This window comes from Kitasatospora sp. NPDC051853 (genome assembly GCF_044452665.1).
GTDB lineage: Bacteria > Actinomycetota > Actinomycetes > Streptomycetales > Streptomycetaceae > Kitasatospora.
Window position 1 is genome coordinate 323,832 of sequence record NZ_JBITBY010000009.1, and the last position, 22,468, is coordinate 346,299.

Annotated in this window: 26 protein-coding genes; 6 read left to right on the plus strand and 20 right to left on the minus strand. The window is 74.3% G+C overall.

Annotated features, from left to right (window positions below; all coding sequences use genetic code 11):
- Positions 1–25: 25 nt before the first annotated feature.
- The 3 genes from ACIA8O_RS26235 to ACIA8O_RS26245 form a co-directional block, all read right to left on the minus strand.
- Complete coding sequence (locus ACIA8O_RS26235) at positions 26–151, minus strand: hypothetical protein (protein ID WP_396296423.1); 126 nt, start codon at positions 149–151, stop codon at positions 26–28.
- A 94-nt stretch (positions 152–245) separates the two neighbouring features.
- Positions 246–1,022 carry a hypothetical protein gene (locus ACIA8O_RS26240; RefSeq protein ID WP_396296424.1) on the minus strand — a complete coding sequence of 259 codons (777 nt, stop codon included), beginning with the start codon at positions 1,020–1,022 and terminating at the stop codon, positions 246–248.
- 146 nt (positions 1,023–1,168) lie between these two features.
- Positions 1,169–1,876, minus strand: a complete 708-nt coding sequence (locus ACIA8O_RS26245) for an AAA family ATPase (RefSeq protein ID WP_396296425.1) — start codon at positions 1,874–1,876, stop codon at positions 1,169–1,171.
- 272 nt (positions 1,877–2,148) lie between these two features.
- Here ACIA8O_RS26245 and ACIA8O_RS26250 point away from each other — a divergent pair, with 272 nt between their 5' ends.
- Together ACIA8O_RS26250 and ACIA8O_RS26255 are read left to right on the plus strand one after the other, a co-directional pair.
- The gene (locus ACIA8O_RS26250; RefSeq protein ID WP_396296426.1) at positions 2,149–3,009 is read left to right on the plus strand and encodes a RimK family alpha-L-glutamate ligase; all 861 of its coding nucleotides are present in this window, start codon (positions 2,149–2,151) and stop codon (positions 3,007–3,009) included.
- Positions 3,006–3,722, plus strand: coding sequence for a RimK family alpha-L-glutamate ligase (locus ACIA8O_RS26255; RefSeq protein ID WP_396296427.1), 717 nt, complete (start codon positions 3,006–3,008; stop codon positions 3,720–3,722). The genes ACIA8O_RS26250 and ACIA8O_RS26255 overlap by 4 nt, the downstream gene beginning before the upstream one ends.
- A gap of 3 nt (positions 3,723–3,725) precedes the next feature.
- On the opposite strand, the gene ACIA8O_RS26260 is transcribed toward ACIA8O_RS26255, so the two are convergent.
- Positions 3,726–4,166, minus strand: coding sequence for a TIGR03618 family F420-dependent PPOX class oxidoreductase (locus ACIA8O_RS26260; protein ID WP_396296428.1), 441 nt, complete (start codon positions 4,164–4,166; stop codon positions 3,726–3,728).
- A gap of 151 nt (positions 4,167–4,317) precedes the next feature.
- Here ACIA8O_RS26260 and ACIA8O_RS26265 point away from each other — a divergent pair, with 151 nt between their 5' ends.
- On the plus strand, positions 4,318–4,758 hold the full coding sequence (locus tag ACIA8O_RS26265) for a hypothetical protein (RefSeq protein ID WP_396296429.1): 441 nt from the start codon (positions 4,318–4,320) through the stop codon (positions 4,756–4,758).
- A gap of 80 nt (positions 4,759–4,838) precedes the next feature.
- Positions 4,839–5,306 carry a hypothetical protein gene (locus ACIA8O_RS26270; RefSeq protein WP_396296430.1) on the plus strand — a complete coding sequence of 156 codons (468 nt, stop codon included), beginning with the start codon at positions 4,839–4,841 and terminating at the stop codon, positions 5,304–5,306.
- A 45-nt stretch (positions 5,307–5,351) separates the two neighbouring features.
- Here the strand turns inward: ACIA8O_RS26270 and ACIA8O_RS26275 are convergent, their stop codons facing one another.
- The 3 genes from ACIA8O_RS26275 to ACIA8O_RS26285 all read right to left on the minus strand — a co-directional run bounded on the left by ACIA8O_RS26275 (position 5,352) and on the right by ACIA8O_RS26285 (position 8,339).
- Positions 5,352–5,591 (minus strand): ferredoxin, encoded by a 240-nt coding sequence (locus tag ACIA8O_RS26275; protein ID WP_396296431.1) that lies wholly within the window; start codon positions 5,589–5,591, stop codon positions 5,352–5,354.
- Positions 5,588–6,781 carry a cytochrome P450 gene (locus ACIA8O_RS26280; protein WP_396296432.1) on the minus strand — a complete coding sequence of 398 codons (1,194 nt, stop codon included), beginning with the start codon at positions 6,779–6,781 and terminating at the stop codon, positions 5,588–5,590. Before ACIA8O_RS26280 ends, ACIA8O_RS26275 begins: the two co-directional genes overlap by 4 nt.
- 172 nt (positions 6,782–6,953) lie before the next feature.
- Positions 6,954–8,339, minus strand: a complete 1,386-nt coding sequence (locus ACIA8O_RS26285) for a DUF2252 domain-containing protein (protein WP_396296433.1) — start codon at positions 8,337–8,339, stop codon at positions 6,954–6,956.
- Between the two features lie 225 nt (positions 8,340–8,564).
- Here ACIA8O_RS26285 and ACIA8O_RS26290 point away from each other — a divergent pair, with 225 nt between their 5' ends.
- Complete coding sequence (locus ACIA8O_RS26290; RefSeq protein ID WP_396296434.1) at positions 8,565–8,966, plus strand: pyridoxamine 5'-phosphate oxidase family protein; 402 nt, start codon at positions 8,565–8,567, stop codon at positions 8,964–8,966.
- 114 nt (positions 8,967–9,080) lie between these two features.
- Entirely contained in the window at positions 9,081–9,254 is a 174-nt protein-coding gene (locus ACIA8O_RS26295; RefSeq protein ID WP_396296435.1) for a hypothetical protein, read from the plus strand.
- Here the strand turns inward: ACIA8O_RS26295 and ACIA8O_RS26300 are convergent.
- The 13 genes from ACIA8O_RS26300 to ACIA8O_RS26360 form a co-directional block, all read right to left on the minus strand.
- A complete protein-coding gene (locus ACIA8O_RS26300; protein ID WP_396296436.1) occupies positions 9,188–10,750 on the minus strand; it encodes a M4 family metallopeptidase in 1,563 nt (520 codons plus the stop codon). The two genes, ACIA8O_RS26295 and ACIA8O_RS26300, sit on opposite strands and share 67 nt — an antisense overlap.
- Positions 10,751–10,925: 175 nt before the next feature.
- On the minus strand, positions 10,926–11,729 hold the full coding sequence (locus tag ACIA8O_RS26305) for a DUF3050 domain-containing protein (RefSeq protein ID WP_396296437.1): 804 nt from the start codon (positions 11,727–11,729) through the stop codon (positions 10,926–10,928).
- Positions 11,730–11,763: 34 nt separating this feature from the next.
- Positions 11,764–12,732, minus strand: coding sequence for an alpha-ketoacid dehydrogenase subunit beta (locus tag ACIA8O_RS26310; RefSeq protein WP_396296438.1), 969 nt, complete (start codon positions 12,730–12,732; stop codon positions 11,764–11,766).
- On the minus strand, positions 12,729–13,709 hold the full coding sequence (locus tag ACIA8O_RS26315) for a thiamine pyrophosphate-dependent dehydrogenase E1 component subunit alpha (RefSeq protein WP_396296439.1): 981 nt from the start codon (positions 13,707–13,709) through the stop codon (positions 12,729–12,731). The genes ACIA8O_RS26310 and ACIA8O_RS26315 overlap by 4 nt, the downstream gene beginning before the upstream one ends.
- Entirely contained in the window at positions 13,706–14,626 is a 921-nt protein-coding gene (locus ACIA8O_RS26320; RefSeq protein ID WP_396296440.1) for a phytanoyl-CoA dioxygenase family protein, read from the minus strand. The genes ACIA8O_RS26315 and ACIA8O_RS26320 overlap by 4 nt, the downstream gene beginning before the upstream one ends.
- Before the next feature lie 14 nt (positions 14,627–14,640).
- Positions 14,641–15,615 carry a 4-hydroxyphenylpyruvate dioxygenase gene (gene hppD, locus ACIA8O_RS26325; protein ID WP_396296441.1) on the minus strand — a complete coding sequence of 325 codons (975 nt, stop codon included), beginning with the start codon at positions 15,613–15,615 and terminating at the stop codon, positions 14,641–14,643.
- Positions 15,612–16,874, minus strand: a complete 1,263-nt coding sequence (locus tag ACIA8O_RS26330; protein WP_396296442.1) for a beta-ketoacyl-[acyl-carrier-protein] synthase family protein — start codon at positions 16,872–16,874, stop codon at positions 15,612–15,614. The genes hppD and ACIA8O_RS26330 overlap by 4 nt, the downstream gene beginning before the upstream one ends.
- The gene (locus ACIA8O_RS26335) at positions 16,871–18,502 is read right to left on the minus strand and encodes a class I adenylate-forming enzyme family protein (RefSeq protein WP_396296443.1); all 1,632 of its coding nucleotides are present in this window, start codon (positions 18,500–18,502) and stop codon (positions 16,871–16,873) included. Before ACIA8O_RS26335 ends, ACIA8O_RS26330 begins: the two co-directional genes overlap by 4 nt.
- A 102-nt stretch (positions 18,503–18,604) precedes the next feature.
- Positions 18,605–19,084 carry a beta-ketoacyl synthase chain length factor gene (locus ACIA8O_RS26340; RefSeq protein ID WP_396296444.1) on the minus strand — a complete coding sequence of 160 codons (480 nt, stop codon included), beginning with the start codon at positions 19,082–19,084 and terminating at the stop codon, positions 18,605–18,607.
- Positions 19,081–20,151 (minus strand): beta-ketoacyl-[acyl-carrier-protein] synthase family protein, encoded by a 1,071-nt coding sequence (locus ACIA8O_RS26345; RefSeq protein WP_396296445.1) that lies wholly within the window; start codon positions 20,149–20,151, stop codon positions 19,081–19,083. The genes ACIA8O_RS26340 and ACIA8O_RS26345 overlap by 4 nt, the downstream gene beginning before the upstream one ends.
- Complete coding sequence (locus ACIA8O_RS26350) at positions 20,148–20,396, minus strand: acyl carrier protein (RefSeq protein ID WP_396296446.1); 249 nt, start codon at positions 20,394–20,396, stop codon at positions 20,148–20,150. Before ACIA8O_RS26350 ends, ACIA8O_RS26345 begins: the two co-directional genes overlap by 4 nt.
- Complete coding sequence (locus ACIA8O_RS26355; protein WP_396296447.1) at positions 20,393–20,656, minus strand: acyl carrier protein; 264 nt, start codon at positions 20,654–20,656, stop codon at positions 20,393–20,395. Before ACIA8O_RS26355 ends, ACIA8O_RS26350 begins: the two co-directional genes overlap by 4 nt.
- Before the next feature lie 149 nt (positions 20,657–20,805).
- Entirely contained in the window at positions 20,806–22,104 is a 1,299-nt protein-coding gene (locus ACIA8O_RS26360) for a class I adenylate-forming enzyme family protein (RefSeq protein WP_396296448.1), read from the minus strand.
- Positions 22,105–22,468 lie beyond the last annotated feature (364 nt).

Below are 22,468 nucleotides of genomic sequence, written 5' to 3' on the forward strand. Positions count from 1 at the left end.
GCCCGGTCTGCCCGGACCGGGCGGGTCAGTGCATGGTGCCGCTGGTGCTGCCGAGGGCCCAGACCAGGAGGGCGACCAGGCCGGCCGACACCACGAGGAGGGCCAGGCAGCCGGAGAGGCCGCCGAGTCGGAGGTTCCGCTTCTCGCTCACGGGCCCATCCCAGCGGGGTGGTCGACGAACCGTCAAGGGTGTGGGCGGAGTTGGGACGGGAACCCGGAAGTCGGGGCGGCGGTCGGGGCGGCGGTCAGGGAGCGGACGCCCGTCGCAGGGCGGCCTCGACCCGGTCGAGGTGGTCGGTGAGCTCGGAGCGCAGCGTGGGCAGCAGGGCGAGGGCGGCCCGGGCCGCCTCGGGGGAGGGGGAGCGGTCGGTGTGCACGGCGGTGACGGCGGCGCGCAGCGGCATGGGGGCGAGGGTGGTCTCCCAGGCGGTGCGGTGCTCGCCGGTGGCGTAGCGGGAGGTCAGGTACTCCAGCGGGTCGAGGCCCAGGCCGTCGGTCTCCCCCGGGCGGGCCGGTTCGTGGGAGGGGAGCAGCCAGGCGATGCCGTCGCGGGCGATCAGCTCGAAGGCGCGGTGCTCGTCGGGGACGGCCCAGCGGCCGGTGCCGGTGGCACCGGTGGTGGCGGCGGTGAGCAGGCGGGCCAGCATGGCCTCCTCGCGCGGGTCGGCGGCACGCTCCGGGTAGGGGCGGTCGCCGATCATCTGCTCCAGGTGGTAGCGCTGGCCCCAACTGCCCACCCAGCGGCGCAGCGTGCCGGACCTGGTCCCGCGGATCGCGGCCAGCACCACCGCACGGGGCGTCAGGTCCCGCCGGACCAGCACGTCCTGGCAGCCGGCGTCCTCGCGGTGCAGCGCGGCGCGGACCTCGGCCACCGAGGGCCCGTCGTACCAGCGGAGCGTCCAGCTGCGCCGCTCCGGGTCGTGGAGCGGCTCGACCACCGTCCGGTGCTCGGTGCCGAGGCGCTCGGCCAGCCTGCGCAGACGTGCCTCGCGCGCGGTGTCACTCATGGCAGTGTCCGTCATGGCCGCACCCTAGCCAGCGGCGCCGCGCCGGTCCGGCGACCCGCCGTCGGGCTCACCCGTCCTGCCGCACGCCGGACGTCGGACCGCCGGACCCGGGGGAGTGCGGGCGGGGAGTTGACGGAGGGTGAGGCGGGGCGGGCGGCGTCTCAGCCGGTGAAGGTGATCCGCTCCAGGTCGAGCGCGCCCGGGCGGGAGAGGACCACGGTGCTGGCGCAGCCGGGCAGCGGGCCGCCGTGGAGCGCGGCGTGCAGGCGGGTGGTGGCCCGGCGGTGGCGGGTGAAGGCGTAGGCGGAGACCCGGCGGCCCCGGTCGAGCTGGCCCTGGCGGGCCTGCTGGGGCGTGGAGTCCAGCACCAGCAGGTGCAGGCGGCGGCCCTGGGCGGCGGCGGTGCGGGAGAGCCAGGAGCGGACCCAGGGGAGGGTGCCGCAGTCGTGCACCACCAGCGGGCCGCCCGCCAGCAGGGCGCGGCGCAGCCGGAGGTAGTGGTGCGCGCGGACCAGCGGACGGTAGAGCGCGTACGGGAGGGCGGCGGGGAGCCTGGCGGCCCAGTGCTCACGGCTGTACTGGGAGTCGATCACCGGGGCCGTCGAGCAGCGGCTCATCAGGGTGGACTTGCCGCTGCCGGGCAGGCCGGAGACCACCAGCAGGTCGTCGGCCGGGTAGGCCAGGGTGCCGGGGGCGGGCAGGCCGCGCAGGTCGTGCAAGTCCCGCGGACGCAGGGTGGGGCCTGCCTCGGTGTGGCCGCAGCCTCCCCGGGGCCCGGCGGCACGGCGGGGCTGCTGCTCCGGTACTCGGCCCTCGGCCGGCCGGGCCTCCTCGGGCCTGACGGGGCCCGGGCTTACGGTCTCGCGCACTGCCCCTCCTTCGCGGCCCTCCCCCTCGCCCCGGCCGGCGGGCCGGTGCCGGGGTGGGCCTGTACCAAGAAAGGGTAATGGGAGGGGCGGACAGCAGTCGCCGAGCCGTCCGTTCCGCGGCGGGCCCGGGACGAAGCCGTGACATCGGGCGGCGGACCGTAGCAGGTCTGTGGCCGATTCCTTACGAGGTGAATGATCTTGTGGTGCCCGATTCATGGCAAGCTGGGCGTTCTCTGACGACGAGACGGCTGGCGGGTAGGGGGCGAAGGCGGATGAGGATCTGCTTCCTGGTGGAGGAGCTGTACCGGAACGACGGCATCCCCCGGGACGTGGTCCGGCAGCTGGCGGACTGGGGGCACCGGGTGGACGTGTTGCGGCCCAGCGGCTCGCTGCTGGCCCTGGACGGGCTGGTGCGGGCGGGCAGCCACGACGTGTGGGTGCTGAAGACGGTCTCCGGCGGGCCGGGGCTCGGCCTGCTGGAGGCGGCCTCGGCGGCCGGGCTGACCACGGTGAACGACGCCCGGGCGGTCCGGGTGGTCCGGGACAAGGTGTCGGCCGCGATCCGGGCCGCCGGGCAGGGCCTGCCGGTGCCGCCCACCTGGGCGGCCGCCCGGCCGTCCGACCTGGCCGGCATCCCCGGCGACTACTACCCGCTGGTGGTCAAGCCCGCCGAGGGCAGCCGCGGCCGGGCCGTCCGCAGGGTCGACTCGATCGACCAACTCGTCTCCCTGGAAGAGGAGTTCGCGGGAGAGGGGATGCTGATCGCACAGCCCTGGGTGCGCAACTCCGGGGTCGACCTCAAGGTCTACAGCGCGGACGGCGAGCTCTTCGCCACCGAGCGGACCTCGCCGCTGGTGGCGGGGGAGCGGCGGGAGCGGGCGGTGCCGCTGAGCCGTGAGGTCGCCGGGATCGTGCACCGGATCGGTGAGCTCTACGGGCTCGACCTGTTCGGCGTCGACGTGGTGTTCGGCCCGGACGGGCCGGTGGTGGTGGACGTCAACGACTTCCCGAGCTTCCGTCAGGTGCCGGACGCGGTGCCCCGGGTGGCCCGGGCGATCCTCAGCCTGGCCCGGCGCGGCTCCTCCGTGCCGACGCCCCGGGAGGCCCTCCCGGTGGCCGGGGCGCTGCTGTGAGGGTCGGGGTGATCTGCCGCGACCCGGGGCACCCGCTGCTGGTCGCGACGGCCGCGCTGCTGGAGGCGGCCGGGCACCGGGTGGAGTGGGGCGAGCCGGACCTCGCCGACCCGGCGGAGGTCTACCTGCTCAAGGCCCGTACCCCGGCGGCGCTCGGGCTGGCCCGGGAGCTGGAGCTGCGCGGTTCGGTGGTGCTCAACTCGGCTGCGGCGACCGGAAATTGCCAGGACCGGGAGTGGATGGCGGCCACCGCCCTCGCGGCCGGGCTGCCGTTCGTGGAGACGTCGGCGGAGCCGCGCTTCCCCGCGGTGGTGAAGAGCCGGTACAGCAGGAAGGACGATCTGGTCGCGGGGGTGCGGAGCGCGGAGGAGCTGGCGGAGCTGACGGCCCGTTGGCCCGGGGAGCCCGTGGTGTACCAGCCCTACCTGCCCGGGGACGGCTGGGACCACAAGCTCTGGGTGGTCGGTGAGCAGGTCTTCGGCGAGCTGCGTCGCTCCGAACTGGCCGGCGGGGCGCGGGAGTCGGTCGACCACCGCCCCCGCTGGCCGGAGCTGGCGCTGCGGGCCGGCGAGGCCTTCGGCCTGAGCGTCTACGGCGTCGACGTCCTGGAGGTGGCCGGCGAACCGGTCGTCGTGGACGTCAACGCCTTCCCGGGCATCCGGGGTCAGGCCGGCGCCCCGGAGGCGCTGGCGGAACTGGTGACGCGGCGCTGAGGGTCAGCGGCCCGGCCCGCCGGCCCGGAAGGGTTCCACCCCGACGATGTGGCGGACCTTCAGGGCGCGGACGACGACGGCGACCCGGCGCTCGCCGGGGACCAGCCACTCGTAGCGTTCGGTGCCCAGGTACTTGCGGGCCAGCCGGTCCATCCGCTCGACGGCCTCCGGGCCCTCGACGAAGCGGCTGACCACGCCGCTGATCTGGACCCGGTCGTAGGGGTCCGCGGGGTCGGCGTGGGAGAGGTAGACGCGGGGGTCGCGGCGCAGGTTCTCCTCCTTGACGCGGCCCACCGAGGAGTTGAACACGAGTTCGCCCTCGCCTTCCAGGTCCACCCACATCGGGCTGACCTGAGGGGAGCCGTCGGCGTTGACGGTGCCCACGTACCAGAAGTTGGGGGCCAGCAGCCGGGCACGCACCACCCGGTCGAAAGTCACGGTCATGCCGGGACGTTACCCACCCGGTACGGAGGCGACGCGGGGTCTGGTCGAGCAGGGGGGGCGTTTGTACGCTGAGCGAGCCGGTGGTGAGTGACCGACCAACACGGGGGTTGGGATGTCCGATGAACCGTCAACGCGTGATGTGTTCAGAGCGATGCTGCGGTACGACGTCATCACGCTCGGGCTCTTCGGGCTCGTCTGCCTGGGGTCGATCTGGTGGGCCGGGAGCCCGCCCGCGGTCGATCTGTCCACGGGGTTCGTCGCCGGTGGCGTGATCGCCGGTTCGGTGCAGCTCGCGGGCCGTCCCCGGTACCGGTGGAGGGCGATCGCGGTCGGTACGGCGGTGGTGGGGGCGGGGACCGCGGTCGGTCTGACGGCCGCCACGCTGGCCTTCCCGGACGCGGCCTGGAACGCCGGCCTCGGACAGACCCTCGGGGCGGCACTGCTGCTCCCGGTCGGTGTGGCGCTGATGTTCCACCTGAGCGCCCCGGCCTCCCACGCGGCGGGGCTGCGGTACCGCCACCCGCTCTGGTACTGGGGGCCGTTGGCGGCCGCGGCGGTGGTGGCGCTGGGCGCATTGGCGCTGTTCCCCTGAGCAGTCCGTCCGGCCCCTGGCGGGCCGGGCGGCCGGGAAGTGCGTGTTTCGGACGGACGGGGGTCGGGATGCAGGACGAAGTGTCGACGCGTCAGGTGCTGGTACGAGGGGCGTGGTTCGGAGCGGGTCTCCTCGGTGTCCACCTGCTGGTGGTCCTGGGGGCCGCGCTGTGGTCCGACGGGGTGCCACCGGGGGTCGGGCCGGGAGGGCTCTACATCGCCACCGGTGTCGCGGCGGGGGTCCTGCTGCGGGAGCGGCCGCGCTACCGCAAGCGTGCCGCCGCGGTGTGTGTCGCGGTGGCGGGCGCGTGCGTCGTGGCGGGGCGGGCAGCGGTGGCACCGGCGGTTCCGGACGCGGCCTGGGGCACCGTCGTCGGTGAGATCGTCGGGGCGGCGTTCGCCCTTCCGCTGGTGATGGCACTGGCCTGGCACCTCAGTGCCTCCGCCGAGCTTCCGGCAGGGGTGCGTCACCGTCATCCGCTGTGGTACTGGGGGCCGTTGGCGGCTGCGGCGGCGGTGGTGCTCGGCGTGCTGGTGCTGCGGCGCTGAGCCGCCCGGCCCGGAGGGGCCGGACGGCTCAGGGTGTCCGTGCGCTCAGTACGCCGGGGCGATCTGTTCGCCGGTGTCGGTGCGGTGGATGGTGAGGGCCTCGACGGGGCACAACTCGGCGGCTTCGGTGAGGAGTTCGAGGTCGCTGGGGGTGGTGCGCAGGGGGAGGGCGCGGCCGTCGGGGGTGAGGGTGAGGTCCTCGGGGGCGGTGGCGGCGCAGGCGCCGGTGCCGACGCAGCGGGTGCGGTCGACCCGGGTCTCCAGCGGGCCGGGGGCGGCGGTCACCAGGTGACCGGGAGGGTGTTGGGGCTGCGGGTGAGCAGGCCGGTGCGCCAGTCGATCTCCTCGGCGGGGACGGCCAGGGAGAGGTCGGGGAAGCGGGCGGCCAGGCGGTTGAGGCCGTCCTCCAGCTCCATCCGGGCCAGCCAGGCGCCGAGGCAGTGGTGCGGTCCGGCGCCGAAGGTGAGGCTGGGGGTGCCGACGGGGGCGAAGAGGTCGCGCAACCCGCCTTCGGGGACGGGGGCGTAGACCGCCGGGTCGTTGTTGGCCGCGCCGGTGTCGGCGGCCACGATGGCGCCAGCCGGGATGGTCACGCCGCCGATCTCCAGCTCCTCGGTGGCCCGGCGGAGCAGGCCGGGGAAGGTCTCCCGGTCGCCCAGCGGGATGGTGCGCAGCACCTGTTCGGCCGCCGCCCCCGCGGCCTCCTTGCTCTCGGCTATCCGGCCCCAGGCGGCGCGGTCCTCGCCGAGCAGGTAGACCAGCGCGTTGCCGAGCGTGGTCATGGTGGTCTCGTGGCCGGCCACCACCAGGCCGAGCACCAGCATGATGACCTGCTCGTCGGTGACGCCCTCGGTCTCGTCGGCGGCCTGCACCAGGCTGCTGACCAGGTCCTCGCCCGGGTTCTTCCGGCGGTCGACCACCAACTGGTGGCAGAAGCCGGCGAACTCCATCATGGCCGTCTGGATCTCCTCGGCCGTGTAGGCGGAGGTGGAGAGCGCGTGGTCGCTCCAGTGCCCGAGGCGGCTCATGTCCAGGCCGTCCAGGCCCATCAGCCGGCTGATCACCGCGACCGGCAGCGGGCGGGTGAAGGCGCCGATGACGTCCACCGGGCCGTCCTGGGTGGCGAGTTCGTCGAGCAGCTCCTCGATGACGGAGGAGACCCAGGGGCGCCAGCGCTCGATCGCCCGGGGGGTGAAGGCGCGCTGCACGGTGCGGCGCAGCCGCTGGTGCTCGGGGCCGTCCAGGTTGATCAGGGTGTCCGGCACGTCGAGGATGTTGGGCGTCAGGGTGACCGGCGGGGCGTCCTCGGCGTAGAGGGTGGCGCGGCCGAGACGGGGGTCGGTGAGCGCCTGGCGGACGTCCGCGTGCCGGGTGCAGAGCCAGACCGGGGTGCCGGTCGGCAGGGCGGCCTGGCGCGGCGGCCCCGGTTCGAGCTGGCGCAGGCAGTGCAGCGGGATGAGGGGGGCAGTGGTCATGGGGGGTGTACTCCCTGATACGGAGCGGGTCCGGGCCACCACTGACCGTAGGCCCCGCAGACCTTGTCAGGTAGGGGGCGAACCGGCCAAGCACGCGCCGGGTTCAAGCCACCGGGGCGCACCCTCGAACGGATGCGCCCCGGCGTTGACCAGCAAGGGAGGAGACGGGGCGTCAGACCCCGGACTCCGCCGGGAGACGGCCCGAGCGGACGGCCGCCACCAGCTCCTCGTGGTCGGCCTCGGTCCGGTCGGCGTAGGCCACCGCGAAGGCGGCCACCGCCTCGTCCAGCGCCTCGCTCTTGCCGCAGTAGCCCGCCGCCACCGCCGCGTCCAGGGTGTGCGCGTGCGCCCGGGCCAGCAGCGCGCCGGTGAGGCGGCCGTAGTCGTCCAGCTGGGCGGGCTGCAGCGCCGCCGGGTCGACGCTGCCCTTGCGGTTGCGGAACTGCCGTACCTGGTACGGGAGTCCGTCCACCGTGGTCCAGCCGATCAGCACGTCGGTGACCACCTGCATGCGCTTCTGGCCGAGCACCACCCGCTGGCCCTCGTGCGTCACCGGGGCGTGCACCGGGTAGCCCGCGCGGGCGAGTTGGGGCAGCAGCACGGAGGGGCGGGCCTCCTTCACCTGGAGCACCAGTGGCTCCGAGCGCTGGTCCAGCAGCAGCACCACGTACGAGCGGGTGCCGACGCTGCCGGTGCCCACCACCCGGAAGGCCACGTCCTGCACGCTGTAGCGGGAGAGCAGCGGGTGCAGCTCCACCGGCACGGACTCCCGGTAGGCGGTGAGCGAGGCGGCCACCGCCTCGGCGGTCGAGTCCTGGACGGCGCGCAGCACCGGCGGGGCCGGGACGAAGCGCGAACGCCCGTCCGGCTCCTGGACGGTGGACTTGGCGGCGAAGCGCGCGCTGGTGTTGCGCAGCGCCTTCTCCGCCACCCCCTCGATCAGCACCCGCAGGTCCTGCGCCTCGGCGAAGGTGACCAGGTGCTCGTCGGCCACCGCGTTCCAGGCGTCTATGGCCGGCAGCCCCGCCAGCAGGCGCATGGTGCGCCGGTAGGAGCCCACCGCGTCGAACGCGGCGCTGCGGCAGGTGGACTCGTCCGCCCCGGCCTGACGGCCCGCCAGCACCAGGCTGGCGGCCAGGCGCTTGAGGTCCCACTCCCAGGGGCCCGGCGCCGTCTCGTCGAAGTCGTTGATGTCCATCACCAGCCGGCCCCGGGCGTCGCCGTACAGGCCGAAGTTGGCCGCGTGCGCGTCACCGCAGAGCTGGGCGGTCAGACCGCTGGTCGGGGTGGTGACCAGGTCGGCCGCCATCAGTCCGGCCGAGCCGCGCAGGAAGGCGAACGGCGAGGCGGCCATCCGGCCGACCCGGATCGGCACCAGGGACCGCAGCCGCCCGGCGTTGGCCGACTCCACCGACTCCACCACCGAGGGCCGGTCCGCCGGCGGCTCGAACCAGGAGTGCGCCTCCCGGGGCGTCTTCTCCCGCAGGTCCTTGCCCCGCCGCTTCGCGCCGCCCTGCGGCGGCCAGGCCGCGAACCCCTCGACCGCGAACTCCCGCACCGTGACTCCTCCCCGTGGCGCTCCCGCGCCCGGCTCCCCGTGACGCCCGACGGCGCCGGTGCCGCCCGCACCGCGCGGGCGACGGAGCAGACGCTACCGCCTCGGGTGCCCGCCGAGCAGCCTCTGAGCTGCTACGGAGCTGCCACAGAGGTGTCACGGCGTGGCGGGCCCGGCCCCGGAGGCCGCTCGGCCCGGCCCCGACGGCCGCCCCGTAGCATGCGGAGCATGTCTCACGATCTCGCCGGGCTCGGCGACTCCTTCCACGCCTTCTGGACCGAGCGGCACCTCGCCACCTTCACCACGCTGCGCCCGGACGGCACCCCGCACGTCGCGCCGGTGGGCGTCACCTACGACCCGCTGACCCGCACCGCCCGGGTGATCAGCAGCGGCTCCAGCCGCAAGGTGCGCAACGTGCTGGCCGCCGGGCCGCAGGGCCTGCGGGTGGCGGTCTGTCAGGTGGACGGCGCGCGCTGGTGCACCCTGGAGGGCCGGGCCGTGGTGCGGGACGAGCCGGAGGCGGTGGCCGAGGCGGTGGCCCGGTACACCGCGCGCTACCGGGCGCCCCGGGAGAACCCGGCCCGGGTGGCGATCGAGATCGCGGTCGACCGTGTGCTCGGACGGTTCTGACGACCGGTCCGATCGGTTTCGATTCGAACGGCGTGTCGTTTATCGGCTGTTGAGCCGTTCGGGGGAGCATCACAGGGTCGAACGAACGAACCCTCAGGAATGCGGACCGATACTTTGAACGAGCAGGACACCGCCAACTTCCAGCGTCTGCTGGACCGCCTCTCCCAGCACTTCGGCCCGGACCAGGAGCCGGTCCGGGCCGATCGGGTGCCGAGGCAGGGTCAGTTGACCGAGACCGCCGACCAGGCCGCGGCCACCGCCGCGTACTCGGTGCTGCCGGCCCCGTAGAGGTCGGTGGCGGCCTTCAGGGTGGCGGTGCGGGCGCCCGCGTAGTTGGTGCTGGAGGTCATGTACACCGTCAGCGCGCGGTACCAGATCTTGCCGAGCTTGTCCCGGCCGATGCCTTCGAGGGCCGAGCCGTTGCAGGTCGGGCTGTCGTAGGAGACGCCGTTGACCACGCGCGCGCCGCTGCCCTCGGCCAGCAGGAACGCGAAGTGGTTGGCCACGCCCGAGGAGTAGTGCACGTCCAGGTTGCCGACCGAGGAGCTCCAGCAGTCGGCCGACTTGGTGTCCTTGGAGGGCTTGTCCATGAAGCGCAGCGCGGCCTTGCCGAAGCCGGGCTTCACGATCTCCTCGCCGATCAGGTAGTCGCCCGGGTCGTTGGCGTTGGCGGCGTAGAACTCCACCAGCGTGCCGAAGATGTCCGAGGTGGCCTCGTTGAGGCCGCCGGACTCGCCCGAGTAGACCAGCTTGGAGGTGCGCGAGGTGACGCCGTGGGACATCTCGTGCCCGGCCACGTCGAGGGCGACCAGCGGGCCGAAGACGTTGCCGTCCCCGTCGCCGTAGGTCATGCAGAAGCAACTGTCCATCCAGAAGGCGTTGTTGTAGTTGCTCCCGTAGTGCACCCGGTTGTACGCGCCCTTGCCGTCACCGGCGATGCCGTTGCGGCCGTGGACGTTCTTGTAGTAGTCCCAGGTGACGTTGGTGCCGTACTGGGCGTCCACCGCGGCCGAGGCCCGGTCGGTGGTGGCGCCGTTGCCCCAGTGGTTGTCCGCGTCGGTGAAGAGCGTCGCGGGCGCCCGGCTGAGGCAGATCGAACCGAAGCAGAGGTCGGTCTTGTTGGCCGCGTCGCCGGTGTAGGTGTTGCCCCGGGTGGGGTCCTTGAGCTGGTGGGTCGAGCCGGAGACGGTGGACTCCAGCGGGACGGTGCCGCCGTAGAGCGACTGGCCGTCGCCGGTGGCGGTCTCGATCGCGTCCCAGGCGTCGATCTGCTCACCGGTGCGGGCGTCCAGCAGCACGGTGCGGGAGACCGGGTTGCCCAGCGAGTCCTGGCCGGTGGCGGTGGTCCGCCAGGCCAGGCGGGGCGCCCCGTGCAGCGCGTCGATCACCAACTGCGGCTGCGCCTGGGCCTGCCGGACCGCCTTGCCCTCGGCCCCGGCGGCCCGGGAGAGCTCGCGGACGGCCTGGGCCCCGGCGCTCTCGCCGGAGACCTTCGGCGTGGTGGAGGCGACCGACACCGGGCCCTGGGCCGCGCGGTCGGTCGAGCGCAGGGCACCGCCCGGCGCCCGGTGCTCGATCAGGTCGCCGCCCAGCACCGGGAGTCCGGCGTAGGTGCGGTCGTAGCGGACGTGCCGGCTGCCGTCCTGGTCGGTGACCACGTCGCTGACGGTCCGGACACCGTTGCGGTCCGGGGCGGTGCCGGGGGCGGGCGCGGCGGCGGCCACGGTCCCGGCGGCGAGGGCGACCACGGTGGCGACGGCGGCGGTGCGCGTGCGGAAGTGCATGATGCTCCTCGGAGGGGCGGGGGCAGATGCGGCTTCGGCGGCGACCGGTGGCACGGGAGTGAGGCAGGGTGCGCTGAACCTGGGAGTCGGGGGCGGACGCTGCCGGACAGCTTTTCTACATGTACCGGTCAGTTGCTGTCCAGAGTCCGGACGCGTCCGCCCCCACGGGGATCCGTCAGACCGTCACCGGGGCCACCGGGAAAGCCTCCTGAATGCCCGTCCAGAGCCGGACCCGGGCCGCCAGCGCCTGCCGCACCGTCTCGGCGCAGGCGTCCCACTTGGCCTGGTCGTCGCCGTTGAGGTCGATCAGCATCTGCATCGCCATCGGGGTGTGCTGCTCGCCGTCCACCTCGATGTGGCGGGCCAGGTAGTCCTTGAAGGTGGTCAGCCGGCCGTCCGGGTCCTCGATCTTGACGACCTGCTCGAACATCTCCGGGATCAGGTCCTCGCGGCCGAAGGCGAAGGCGGCGGCCCGGCAGTGCACCGGCGCGTTCTCGATGATCTCCCAGGTGGTGGAGGTGAAGTCGACGGCGGCCTCGGGCACGCCGGCCAGCTTCAGCGCCTCCGGCACCGCGGTGCCCCGGCCCAGCTCGGCCAGGAAGGCCTCCACCGCGGTGGTGTCCGCACCGGCCAGGGCCATGCCGCCGAGGTAGAGCTCGAAGTGGCTGATGAAGCCCTCGCCCAGCTCGTCGCTCTCCTCCACCAGCACGATCTCGTTGATCAGGCGGCGGCTGGCGGTCGGCCCGGAGGGCACCCACGGCACGTCCACGCCGGTCAGCTCGCGCTGCAGGCTCTTCAGCAGCGACATGAAGTCCCAGACCGCGAAGACGTGGCGCTCCAGGAAGGTGGTGACCCGCTCGTGGCTGTTCAGCTCACCGTAGATGGTGTGGCCGACCGCCTCGCGGCGCAGCGGGTCGATCGCCGCCTGCAGGCTGGTCAGGCCGGGGTGCGAACGGTCCCAGTGGTAACGGTTGGACATGAGTGCTCCTCGGGAAGTGGAAACGGGAGGGACATCAGTGCTTGGCCACGGTCCTTACGGCGTGGCGCAGTTGGTCGCGCCCCGGTTGCAGGGCGCGGTCCAGGTCTCGGGCGAACGGCAGGACGGTGCCGTCCGGGCGGGTGACGCGGCGGGGCGGGGCGACCAGGCGGAACTGCTCGGCGGCGGTGGCCAGCACCTCGCCGCCGATGCCGCAGCTGCGGTTGGAGTCGTCGACCACCACCAGGCGGCCGGTGCGCTCCAGCGAGGCGCCGAGCGCCTCCCAGTCGAACGGGTACAGGGTGCGCGGGTCGAGGACCTCCACCGAGATCCCCTCGGCGGCCAACTCCTCGGCCACCGCCAGGGCTTCGTGCACCAGGTGGCCGACGGCGACCACCGTGACGTCGCTGCCTTCGCGGTGGGTCCGGGCCGAGCCGAGCGGGACCGCCGGCAGCGGCGCCGTCACGTCGTCCCGGACGGCCAGCGCGGCGGCCGGGGCGAAGACCACCACCGGGTCCGGATCGGCGATCGCCGAGCGGAGCAGGCCGTAGGCGTCGGTCGGGGTGGCCGGCACCACGGTCTTCACGCCCATGTGCGCGAACAGGCTGTACGGGTGGTCCGAGTGCTGCCCGGCCCAGCCGTCCCGGGAGCCGGAGCCGGGGACCAGGCAGGTCAGCGGAACGCTCGCCTGACCACCCGTCATCAGTGAGAACTTGTGGGCCTGGTTGGTCAGTTGCTCGAAGACCAGGAAGAGCAGTGCGGGGATCTGGAACTCCACCACCGGCCGCAGCCCGGCCAGCGCCGCACCCACCGCCATCCCGGTGAAGCCTTGCTCGGAGAGCGGGGTGTCCACCACCCGCCCGGTGCCGAAGCGCTTCTGCAGCCCGAGCGTCGGCCCCGCCAGCCCGGCGCCGATGTCCTCGCCGAGCACCACCACCGAGGAGTCCTCGGCCATCGCGTCGGTGAGGGCCCGGTTGAGCGCCTTGGTGTAGGAGAGCCAGCTCATGCCAGGGACCCCGCCCTCGGCCGCAGGCCGCTCGCGTACAGGTGGTCGGCCGCCCCGGAGACCTCCGGCACGGGGGAGCTCAGGGCGAACTCCCTCGCCGCGGACAGGACTTCCGCGACCTCGCGGTCCACCTCGGCGGCGTCCTCGACCAGAGCCGCGGCGTGGTGCAGCGGATCCCGCAGCCGCCAGCCGTCCAGCTCCTCCTCGGTGCGGTAGACCGGCCGCAGCCGCCGCTCCATGGTGTGGTGGCCCTCGAAGCGGTACGTGACGCACTCCAGGAAGACCGGGCCCTCGCCGGAGCGGGCGTGCTCGACCGCCTCCAGGGCGGCGGCCCGGACCGCCTCGGTGTCCATGCCGTCCACCGTCACCGCCTTGATGCCGAAGGCCTCGGCCCGGCCGAGCGCGCTGCCGGCCACCGCCACCGAGGCGGGCAGGGTGGTGGCGTAGCCGTTGTTCTCGCAGACGAAGACCACCGGCACCTGCCACATCGCGGCCAGGTTGAACGCCTCCAGCACCACGCCCTGGTTCAGCGCTCCGTCACCGAAGAAGCTGGCCACCACCCGGGGCTGCCCGGCCAGCCGGGCGGCCCAGGCCGCGCCGACCGCGATCGGGGCGCCCGCGCCGACGATGCCGTTGGCGCCCAGGATGCCCAGGGAGAGGTCGGCGGCGTGCATCGAACCGCCCCGCCCCTGGTTCAACCCCGTGGCCCGGCCGGTGAGTTCGGCCAGCAGCCGGGCCGGGTCGGCGCCCTTGGCGAGCACGTGGCCGTGGCCCCGGTGGGTGGAGGTGAGCTGGTCGCCCGGCTCCAGCGCCGAGCAGACCCCGACCGCCACCGCCTCCTGGCCGATGTACGGGTGGGTGCCGCCGACGATGTCGCCGCTGCGGACCAGCTCCAGCGCCAGCTCCTCGAAGCCCCGGATCAGCCGGACCATCCGGTAGCGGTCCCGGAGGGTGTCCAGGCCCTGAGGGGACGTCACACCTCCCCCCGCCAGATGACGGGGCAGAACTCCGGGTCGGCGTAGTCCGGGCGGCCGTCCGGGGTGCGGCGCACCAGCACGTCGTGGTTGTAGACCACCGGCGTGCCGTCGGCCTTCGCCCACGGGCGGTACTCGTTGGCGCCGTCCTGGAGGTGCAGGGAGACGGCGCGGCGCGGGGAGGGGGCCAGGTTCGGGCCGCTGCCGTGGTAGGTGCGGCAGTGGTGGAAGGAGACGTGCCCGCGCGGGATCTCGACCGGCACCTTGACGACCTCCACGCCGTTGAACGCGGCGTTGGCGGCCAGCAGTTCGTCCAGCTCGGAGTTGTCACGCTCGGCGAAGTGCCGGCTGGAGTCCTCGCCGGCGGGCAGCTCGCGCCAGCGGTGGCTGCCGTCGACCATGGTGATGGTGCCGTTCTCCACCCCGCAGTCGTGGAAGGGGATGAAGGCGGTCAGCATCCGGTCGGAGGTGCTGGTCTGCCAGTAGTGCTTGTCGAAGTGCCAGGGCACCAGGTTGCTCGGCTCGCCGGCCACCGGGGGCTTGTAGATCAGGGTGCCCTGGAAGACCCGGATCTCCTCGGTGCGGGCCAGCAGGGCCGCCACCGCGCCGAGCAGCGGCTTGCGCAGGATGCGCCCGGCCGCCTCGCTCTCGTAGTGGATGTAGTCGTTGTGCCGCTGCACCGGGCCGTCCGAGGGCTGCCAGGAGGCGAGCTTCGGCGGGCGGACCGGCAGGGTGCGGTCCCGGTGGCCCTCGTAGTACTTGTCGGTGGCGTCCTGGAGGAGGTCCAGCTCCTCGTCGGTGAACAGCTTCTTCGACAGGTACCAGCCGTGCTCGGCGTAGTGGTCCAGCTCCTGCCGGGTGGGGAGCAGGGCACGCTCCGCCTCGGTCAGGCCGAACTCGTCCGCGACGACGTCGTTCATGGTTGGGGCTCCTCTCAGCCGGCCGTGGTGGCGTGCTGGCGTTCGACGGCCTCGTACAGGGCCTTGATGTTGGCGGAGCCGAAGGTCTCCGCACCCTGACGCTCGATCAGCTCCAGGAAGAAGGTGCGCCGCTCGTGCACCGAGCGGGTGAAGATCTGGTACAGCTGGCCGCCGTGGTCCTGGTCCACCAGCACGCCCAGCTCGCGCAGCGTCTCCACCGGCACGCTGGTGGGGCCGATCCGGGAGGGGAGCAGCTCGTAGTAGGCGTCCGGGGTGGCCAGGAAGTTGACCCCGCGCGCGCCGAACTCCCGCACCGCGGTGGCGATGTCGGCGGTGTGGAAGGCCAGGTGCTGGACGCCCGCGCCCTCGTGGTTGCGCAGGAAGGTGTCGATCTGCCCCGGCTCGCGGCCGGCGTCCGGCTCGATCAGGGTGAAGGTGACCTTGCCGGAGGGGCTCTGCACCACGCTGGAGTCCATCGCCTGGCGGCCGACCTCGATGTACTCCTCGTAGATCCGGCGGAAGCCCAGGGCCTCCTCGCAGAACCGCACCGCCGCACCCAGCTCCCCGGCCGGCACGCAGAGCGCCGCGTGGTCCAGGAAGCCCAGCAGGCCGTGCTCGTCGGCCGGTTGGTCGCCCTCGGGGACGAAGCGCAGGGCCACGTCGCCGAAGCCGGCCACCAGCCCGGGGGCCAGCGGGCGGGCCCCGCCGCGCAGCGCCCGGTCCAGGGCGGCGGCCGGATCGGCGCAGGCCAGCGCGAAGACCGCGACCCCGTCGCCGTGCCGCTCCACGTAGCGGGCGATCGGGTGGTCCGGCTGCTCGGCCGAGGCCAGCAGGAAGCGGATGGTGCCCTGGCTCAGCCAGACCCGGCGCACCCCCGGCTCGGCCGGGGCCGGGGTGACGGTGAAGTCGAAGGCGCTGGCCAGGTCGGCGGCGAAGCGGTCGGCGTCCGCGCAGTGGAACTCGACGTGGGCGATGCTCTGGACGGTCAACGGATCTCTCCAGGCTGGTGAGGTCTGCCGGTGGTGGACGGCAGGCCGAAGATCAGGCTCAGGTTGTGCCCGCCGAAGGCGAAGGAGTTGGAGAGCGCGGCCCGTACCGGGGTGCTGCGCACCTGCCGGACGTGGTCCAGCGGGCAGGCCGGGTCCGGCTCCTCCAGGTTGACGGTGGGCGGCAGCTGGCCCCGCTCCAGGGCGAGCACCGAGACGATCGCCTCCACCGCCCCGGCCGCGCCGAGCAGGTGCCCGGTGGCGCCCTTGGTGGAGCTGACGGCGGGCCGGTGCTCGCCGAACACCGCGTTCAGCGCGGCCGATTCGGCCGTGTCGCCGAGCTTGGTGCCGGTGCCGTGCGCGTTCACGTAGCCGATGTCGGACGGGGCCAGGCCGGCGCTGCGCAGTGCGGCCCGCATCGACGCGGCCGCACCGGCGCCGTCCGGGCGGGGCATGGTCGGGTGGTGGGCGTCGGTGGTGCCGCCCCAGCCGAGCAGCTCGGCCCGGACGGTGGCGCCGCGGGCGGCCGCGTGCTCGGCCCGTTCCAGTACCAGCACCCCGGCGCCCTCGCCCAGCACGAAGCCGTTGCGCCGCAGGTCGAAGGGGCGGCTGGCCTGCTGCGGGTCCGGCCAACCCTGGGCCAGCGCGCGGGCGTTGGTGAAGGCGGCGGCGATCGTCGGGTGCAGCGAGGACTCGCTGCCGCCGCAGACCACCACGTCGGCCTCCCCGGCCCGCAGCAGCCGCAGGCCCTCGGCGATCGCCTGGGCGCCGGCCGCGCAGGCCGTGACGGGAGCCGAACTGTAGCCCCGCATCCCGTACTTGATGGCGATCCGGGCGGCCGCCATGTTGGAGAGCATGCCGGGCAGCAGGTACGGGCTGACCGCCGGCCGGCCGCGCTCCAGGCGGCGGTGGGACTGCTGCTCGAAGGTCTCCAGCCCGCCGCCGCCGGTGCCGATCACCACGGCGATCCGCTCCGGCTCGACGTCGCGGCCGACCACCAGCCCGGCGTCGGCCAGCGCGTCGTCGGCGGCGGCCAGGGCCAGCAGGACGAAGCGGTCCACGCAGCGGGTCTCGGTGGGCGGCAGCACCTCGGTGCCGTCGATGTGCGGGGCGATGCCGGCGAACGGCAGCCAGCCGTGCGCGGGGTGGCCCTCGGGGACGGAGGCGATGCCGGAGCGGCCGGAGGTGAGCGCCTCGAAGACCTCCGCCACCTTGCGGCCGAGCGGGGTGACCAGGCCCAGCCCGGTGACGGCGGCGGTCACCGGGCGGTCCCGCTCGCCGCGGACTCGGCGAGGTGACGCTCGCGCAGCAGGATCTTGCGCACCTTGCCGGTCGGGCCGAGCGGGATGCGCTCGTCCGGCACCACCAGCACCCGGCGCACGGTGGCGGCGGTCCACTCGTCCAGCGCGGCCGTCACCTCCTTGGTGCGGTCGGCCAGTTGGTCGGCCTGCGGGGCGAGCTGGAGCAGCACGTCGGTGACCACGGTGCCGTTCTCACGGACGGCGACCACGGTGCAGTCCAGCACGTCGGGGCAGGCGGCGAGCACCCGCTCCTCGCTCATCGCGGTGAGCAGCCGGTGGCCGTTGCCGAGGTCGACCGAGTCCACCGCGCGGTCCACGTGGTAGTAGTAGCCCTCCTCGTCCCGGTACATCAGGTCGCCGGTGAGGAAGTAGCCGCGCACCCGGGTGCGGTAGGTGGTGACCGAGTCGTTCCAGTAACCGAGCGCCAGGGTGGGGGACTTGGTGCCCAGCTCGCCGATCTCGTGCGGGCCGAGCTCCGAGCCGTCGGGGGCCAGCACCGCGCAGTCCACGAAGGCGTGCGGGCGGCCGACGCAGCGGCCGTAGCGGTCGGTGCCCTGGCTGTGGGTGATGAAGAAGTGCGAGTGGCCCATCTCGGTGGAGCCCAGGCCGTCGACGAAGACCGAGCCGGGGGTGCGGACGCGGCCCTCCCGGGAGACCGACTCCCGGGAGCCGACCGCGATCAGGCGGCGGATGTGGGCCTCGTGCGCGCAGTCCCCGGTGTTCCACCACAGGGCCACCGAGTCGAGCCGGCGCTCGCTCAGGTCGTGCCGGGCCAGGTCGGCCCAGGTGGCGGCGAAGCCGATCACGCCGCCGGGCTGCCAGCGCTCGACGGCGTCCAGCACCCCGGCGCCGGTCTGGCTGGAGAGCACCGCGAGCTGGGCGTGCTGGCTCATCACCAGGTTGGAGATGATCAGGGTGGCGGCGTGCGGGGCGGGCAGCGCGGAGAGCATCCGCTCGGAGCCCTGCGGGCGGGGCAGCGCGAGCCGGTAGCGGATCGCCGCGTAGAGGCTGTCGTGCGAGTGGACCACGGCCTTGGGCAGGCCGGTGGTGCCGGAGGAGTGGGTGATGGCCACCGGGTCGCCGCCCCAGTGCCGGTACGGCTCGGGCGCCTTGGCCGGGTCGCCGAGGCCGAGGGCGGCCACGTCCGGCAGCAGCGGGGCGCCCGGGTCGTAGCCGGCCAGCCGCTCGCGGTGCTCGGCGTCGGTCAGGATGCCGGTGGCGCGCAGCCGGTGGATGTAGAGCGCGGCCTTCTCGCCGTCCAGGTTGGGGTTGAGCAGGGCCGGGACGGCGCCGAGGCGGGCGGCGGCCAGGAAGGTCAGCACGTGGTCGGCGGCGGCGGTCGACCAGACCACCACCGGGTCGCGGCGCCCGATGCCGAGCTCGTGCAGGGCGGCGGCCCGGGAGCGGACGGCCAGGTCCAGCTCGCGCAGGGTGAAGGGCTGCCAGGCGGCGTGGTCGTCCACCGGGGTGTCGAAGGTGAGCAGCGGCTCGTCGAGACCCTCGCCGAGGGCGATCCGGGTGGTCAGCACGTTCCCGGCGCCCAGGGCCGGATCGGCGGCCAGCCGGGCGCGGATGCTGCGAATGCTCACGGGTAGGGGTTCCCTTCTGGAGGCCGCACCGGGGCGCACGGGGAGAGCACGGGGCGCGGCGCCGCCCGCGCGGGCGGCGTCGGATGGGGGTCGGAGGGTGGTTCAGGGGGCGAGCAGGACGGCCACCGCTCGGCCCGGGTCGGCCGGGTGGGCCTGCTCGGCGGCGATCAGCAGTACCTCGTCGGCGTCCCCGTCGAGCAGCAGGAGATCGGCCAACTCGTAGGCGTCACGCGGTACTTCACCGGGCGTGGCGCTGGCCGGGCTGATCGCGAGCACCGGGCCGGTGAGGCCCCAGCGGGCGGCCAGGTGGCCGAGCACCGCGTTCGGGTTGGACTGGAAGAAGAGCAGCGGGGGTACCCGCCGCTCTCCGGCCGCCGCGCGGGCGATCGCCTCGGCGGTGCCCAGGTCCCCGCTGTGGCTGGCGAGGAGGAGGGCGGTGCGGGGTGCGGCGCTGTGCTGCTGTAGGCAGCGTTCGGCGGCCGCGACCACCAGGGGGTTGAACGGGGAGTCGGCGAAGCCGGGCAGGCGCGGGAGGGTCTCGTCCTGCGGCCCGGGCCAGCGCCCCTCGGCGAGCTGCTTCACGCGGCGGCCACCAGGAGTGCGGTGTTGGCGCCGCCGAAGGCGGAGTTGAGGGTCAGCGCGTGGACCGGTGCGGCCCGGCGCGGCCCCTCGTCGACCAGGTCGAGCGCGCACTCCGGGTCCGGCCCGAGCAGGCCGGCGTTCACCGGGAGCAGGCCGGCCCGCAACGCGCCGATGGTGACGGCCAGTTCGAGCAGGGCGGAGGCCTCCAGGGCGTGGCCGTGGACGGACTTGCTGGAGCTGACGGGCGGCCCGTCGGGCCCGAAGACCGTCTCCAGCGCCCGCGCCTCGGCCTGGTCCGCCAGCGGCGAACCGGTGGCGTTGGCGTTGACGTAGCCCACCTGGGCGGGCGTCAGCCCGGCCCGGCCCAGCGCGGACCGCACGGCCCGGGCCAGGCCCGACCCGTCCGGCACCGGACGGCAGACGTGGTACGCGTCGCCCGCCCGGCCCCAGCCCGCGATCCGGGCCAGCACCTCGGCGCCGCGGCGGTCCGCCGCCGCGTCCGACTCCAGCACCACCGCGACCACGCCGTCGCCGAGCAGCAGTCCGCTGCGCCCGGCGCTGAACGGCCGCGCCACGCCGTCCCGGGCCAGGGCCCGGCCGGCGTCGAAGACCGCGAAGGTGTCCGGCTCGACCAGGTACCCGGCCGCGACCAGGACCCGCTCGGCCCGGCCCGCGGAGATCAGCGCGGCGGCGTCCGCCACCGCCGAACCGGCGGCCGTGCAGGCGCCGGTGTAGACCCGCCCGTCGCCCCAGCGCTCGTGCACCGGGCGGCAGGCCCCGGCGGTCACCGGGTCGCCGTGACGGGCCAGCAGCAGCGGGCCCGCGGCCCCGGGGTCGAGGCCCGCCTGGGTGACGGCCTCGTCCAGGACGGCCGAGAGCGCTTCGCCGAGGACGGGGGTGCCCGGCGCCAGCGCGGCCCGGCGGGCCTGGCGGTGCGTCACGTCGAAGCGGCCGACCGGCCCGAAGGCCGGCAGACCCCGGGTGGCGGCGGCGACCAGCGGGTCGAGGCCGGCCCCGAAGGCGGAGCGGACACCGATGCCGGTGACCGCGACCCTGGTGTCCGTCACGGCCGCACGCCCGCGGGCGGGAGGACCGCCGAGCGCAGCAACTCCACCGCGTCGGTCACCGTGCGGACCGCGTCCAGCGCCTCGTCGGAGTACGCCAGCTCGCCGTGGCGCTGCTCGAACTCGGCGATCAGCCAGGTGAGTTCGAGCGATCCGAGCTCCTCGTCCACGGTCTCGGGGGAGCGGCCGCCGAACTCGGCCAGCACGGCCAGCACCTCCGCCCGGCCGGGCGGCGGCGCGGCACTCACGCCGGGGTACCGGCGGAGGCGAGGCGCTTGGCCACGTCGGCGGTGAACTCGTCGAGGGTCATCAGCGCGGTGCCCTCCATGTCGTCCAGCTCGAAGCGGACGCCGTACTCCTCCTCGACCTGGACGGCCAGGTCGGCCAGGGCGAGGGACTCCAGGTCCAGGCCGGCCGGGCCCAGGTCGGTGTCGCCGGTGACCTCGGAGACGTCGTAGTTCATCGCGGTGAGCGTGGCGAGCACGAACTCGCGGATGGTGTCCTGCATCGGGGGGCTCCGTAACGGATCGGAGGGACGGGGGGATTCGCAGACGGGGAAGAACTCACAGGAAGTGCCCAGGCACTGCCCAGCCACTGCCCAGCCTCGGCGGGAAGGGCGGTGGCGCGGTCGGCGTGGTGCGGCCCGGGTGGTGCGGGTCAGAGCGCCGCGGCGGCGGCGCGCAGCCCTGCGGGGTCGCGCAGCAGCTTGCCGGTGGCGGTGCGGGGAAGGGACGGCAGCAGCGCCAGCCTGCGCGGGCGCTTGTATCCGGCGAGCCTCTGCTCCAGGCCCGCGCGGATCTGTTCGGCCCCGGCCCCCTCGGTGGGGACCAGGTAGGCCTCGACCGCGCCGCGCTCGAACACCACGACCGCTTCCCGGACTTCGGGCAGTGCGGCCAGTGTGTGCTCGACCTCGGTGAGGTCGACCTTGAGCCCGCCGATCGAGACCTGGGAGTCGCGGCGGCCGTGCACGGTGAGCAGGCCGCTCTCCGCGTCGTACGCGGCGGCGTCCCGGGTGTGCAGCCAGCCGTCGGACCAGCGGCTCGGATCGGTGGGCCCGAGATAGGGGGAGTCGGGGCGGCGGATGTGCAGTTCGCCGCCCTCGGTGCGCAGCTCCAGTCCGGGGACCGGGAGCACGCTCGGTGCCAGGGCACCCGTCAGATCGGTGGCGATGACGCCCAGTTCGGTCATCCCGTACATGGTGCCGAGCGGCACACCGTACCGTTCGCGTACCGCCTGCGCCACTCCCGGGCGGGTCAGCTCGCCCGCCACCACGATCCTGGTCAGGTGCGGCAGCGGCCGGGGCACACGCACCCCGGCGAGCAGTTCGGCGTGGAAGGGGACGCCGATCACGGTGGTCGGCAGGTCCTCCTCGGCGACGGCGGCCAGGATGCCGGCCGCCGTCATCCGCTCGGGGACGGTGAGCCGGACCCGGGCGTGCAGGGAGTGCAGCAGCCCTCCGACCAGGCCCAGCACGTGGACCACGGAGGAGAGCAGCACGGTGCGGCTGCCCGCGGCCGGGAAGTCCGGCAGCGAGCGGTAGCAGCCGAGTTCGCGCAGCAGGTCGCCCGCGGTCCGGGCGATCACCTTGGACGGCCCGGTCGAGCCGGAGCTCAACTGGACCAGTGCGTGCGGGGACCGCGCGGGGAGGCCGTCCGGTCGCGTGGTGACGACCGGCTCGACCTCGCTGAACCCGCGCAGCCCCGCCGCCGGCGGCCGGTCCGCCTCGACCAGCACCTGGGGGTTCAGGCGCTCCAGCGCCGCCGCCGTCTCGTGGTCCGTCAGGCGGTGGTCCAGCAGGGCCACCTGGGCGCCCAGCCGCCAGGCGGCGAGCAGGGCGGTGACGTACCCGAGCGAGGGCGGCAGCCGCAGGGCCACCGTGCCGCCGGCCGAGAGCCCGGCGGCGGCGAGCTGTGCCCGCCGCGCGTCCACCAGGGAACGCAGGGCGGAGCGGGTCACCGGTCTTTCGAACCGGAGACAGACTTCTTGACCGGGACCGGCCAAAAGGAAGTGATCGACCCAGCCTTCCGGGACTTCGGAATGCGGGGGCGCATCGGTGGGGAAACCGGGCAACGCCACTCCATGAATCGGGGCGACAGAGATTGGCAGCGGTTCAGTTTCGGCGGATCGAATTCCGCGTTCCCAGACCCTGGCACAGGACGATTGACCGGGTCAAGGTCTATACCAATGCGGCTTCGGGCCCCTACGCTGCCGAGCTCCAGGGCCGGCCTCGCGGCCTGCCCGCACCCCTTCCGATCAGCCGTACACGGATTGACCTGTACGCGCTGACGGCCCGTCGAGGACAGGAAAGGCGCGATCCACC

Bases quoted from the DNA above. Each gene is read 5' to 3' on its own strand.
- ACIA8O_RS26290 (WP_396296434.1), top strand. From the start codon at position 8,565: ATGTCTCACGATCTCGCCGGGCTCGGCGACTCCTTCCACGCCTTCTGG.
- ACIA8O_RS26240 (WP_396296424.1), bottom strand. From the start codon at position 1,022: ATGACGGACACTGCCATGAGTGACACCGCGCGCGAGGCACGTCTGCGC.
- ACIA8O_RS26305 (WP_396296437.1), bottom strand. From the start codon at position 11,729: ATGTCCAACCGTTACCACTGGGACCGTTCGCACCCCGGCCTGACCAGC.
- ACIA8O_RS26300 (WP_396296436.1), bottom strand. From the start codon at position 10,750: ATGCACTTCCGCACGCGCACCGCCGCCGTCGCCACCGTGGTCGCCCTC.
- ACIA8O_RS26250 (WP_396296426.1), top strand. From the start codon at position 2,149: ATGAGGATCTGCTTCCTGGTGGAGGAGCTGTACCGGAACGACGGCATC.
- ACIA8O_RS26280 (WP_396296432.1), bottom strand. From the start codon at position 6,781: ATGACCACTGCCCCCCTCATCCCGCTGCACTGCCTGCGCCAGCTCGAA.
- ACIA8O_RS26320 (WP_396296440.1), bottom strand. From the start codon at position 14,626: ATGAACGACGTCGTCGCGGACGAGTTCGGCCTGACCGAGGCGGAGCGT.
- ACIA8O_RS26260 (WP_396296428.1), bottom strand. From the start codon at position 4,166: ATGACCGTGACTTTCGACCGGGTGGTGCGTGCCCGGCTGCTGGCCCCC.
- ACIA8O_RS26355 (WP_396296447.1), bottom strand. From the start codon at position 20,656: ATGCAGGACACCATCCGCGAGTTCGTGCTCGCCACGCTCACCGCGATG.
- ACIA8O_RS26310 (WP_396296438.1), bottom strand. From the start codon at position 12,732: ATGAGCTGGCTCTCCTACACCAAGGCGCTCAACCGGGCCCTCACCGAC.
- ACIA8O_RS26265 (WP_396296429.1), top strand. From the start codon at position 4,318: ATGCTGCGGTACGACGTCATCACGCTCGGGCTCTTCGGGCTCGTCTGC.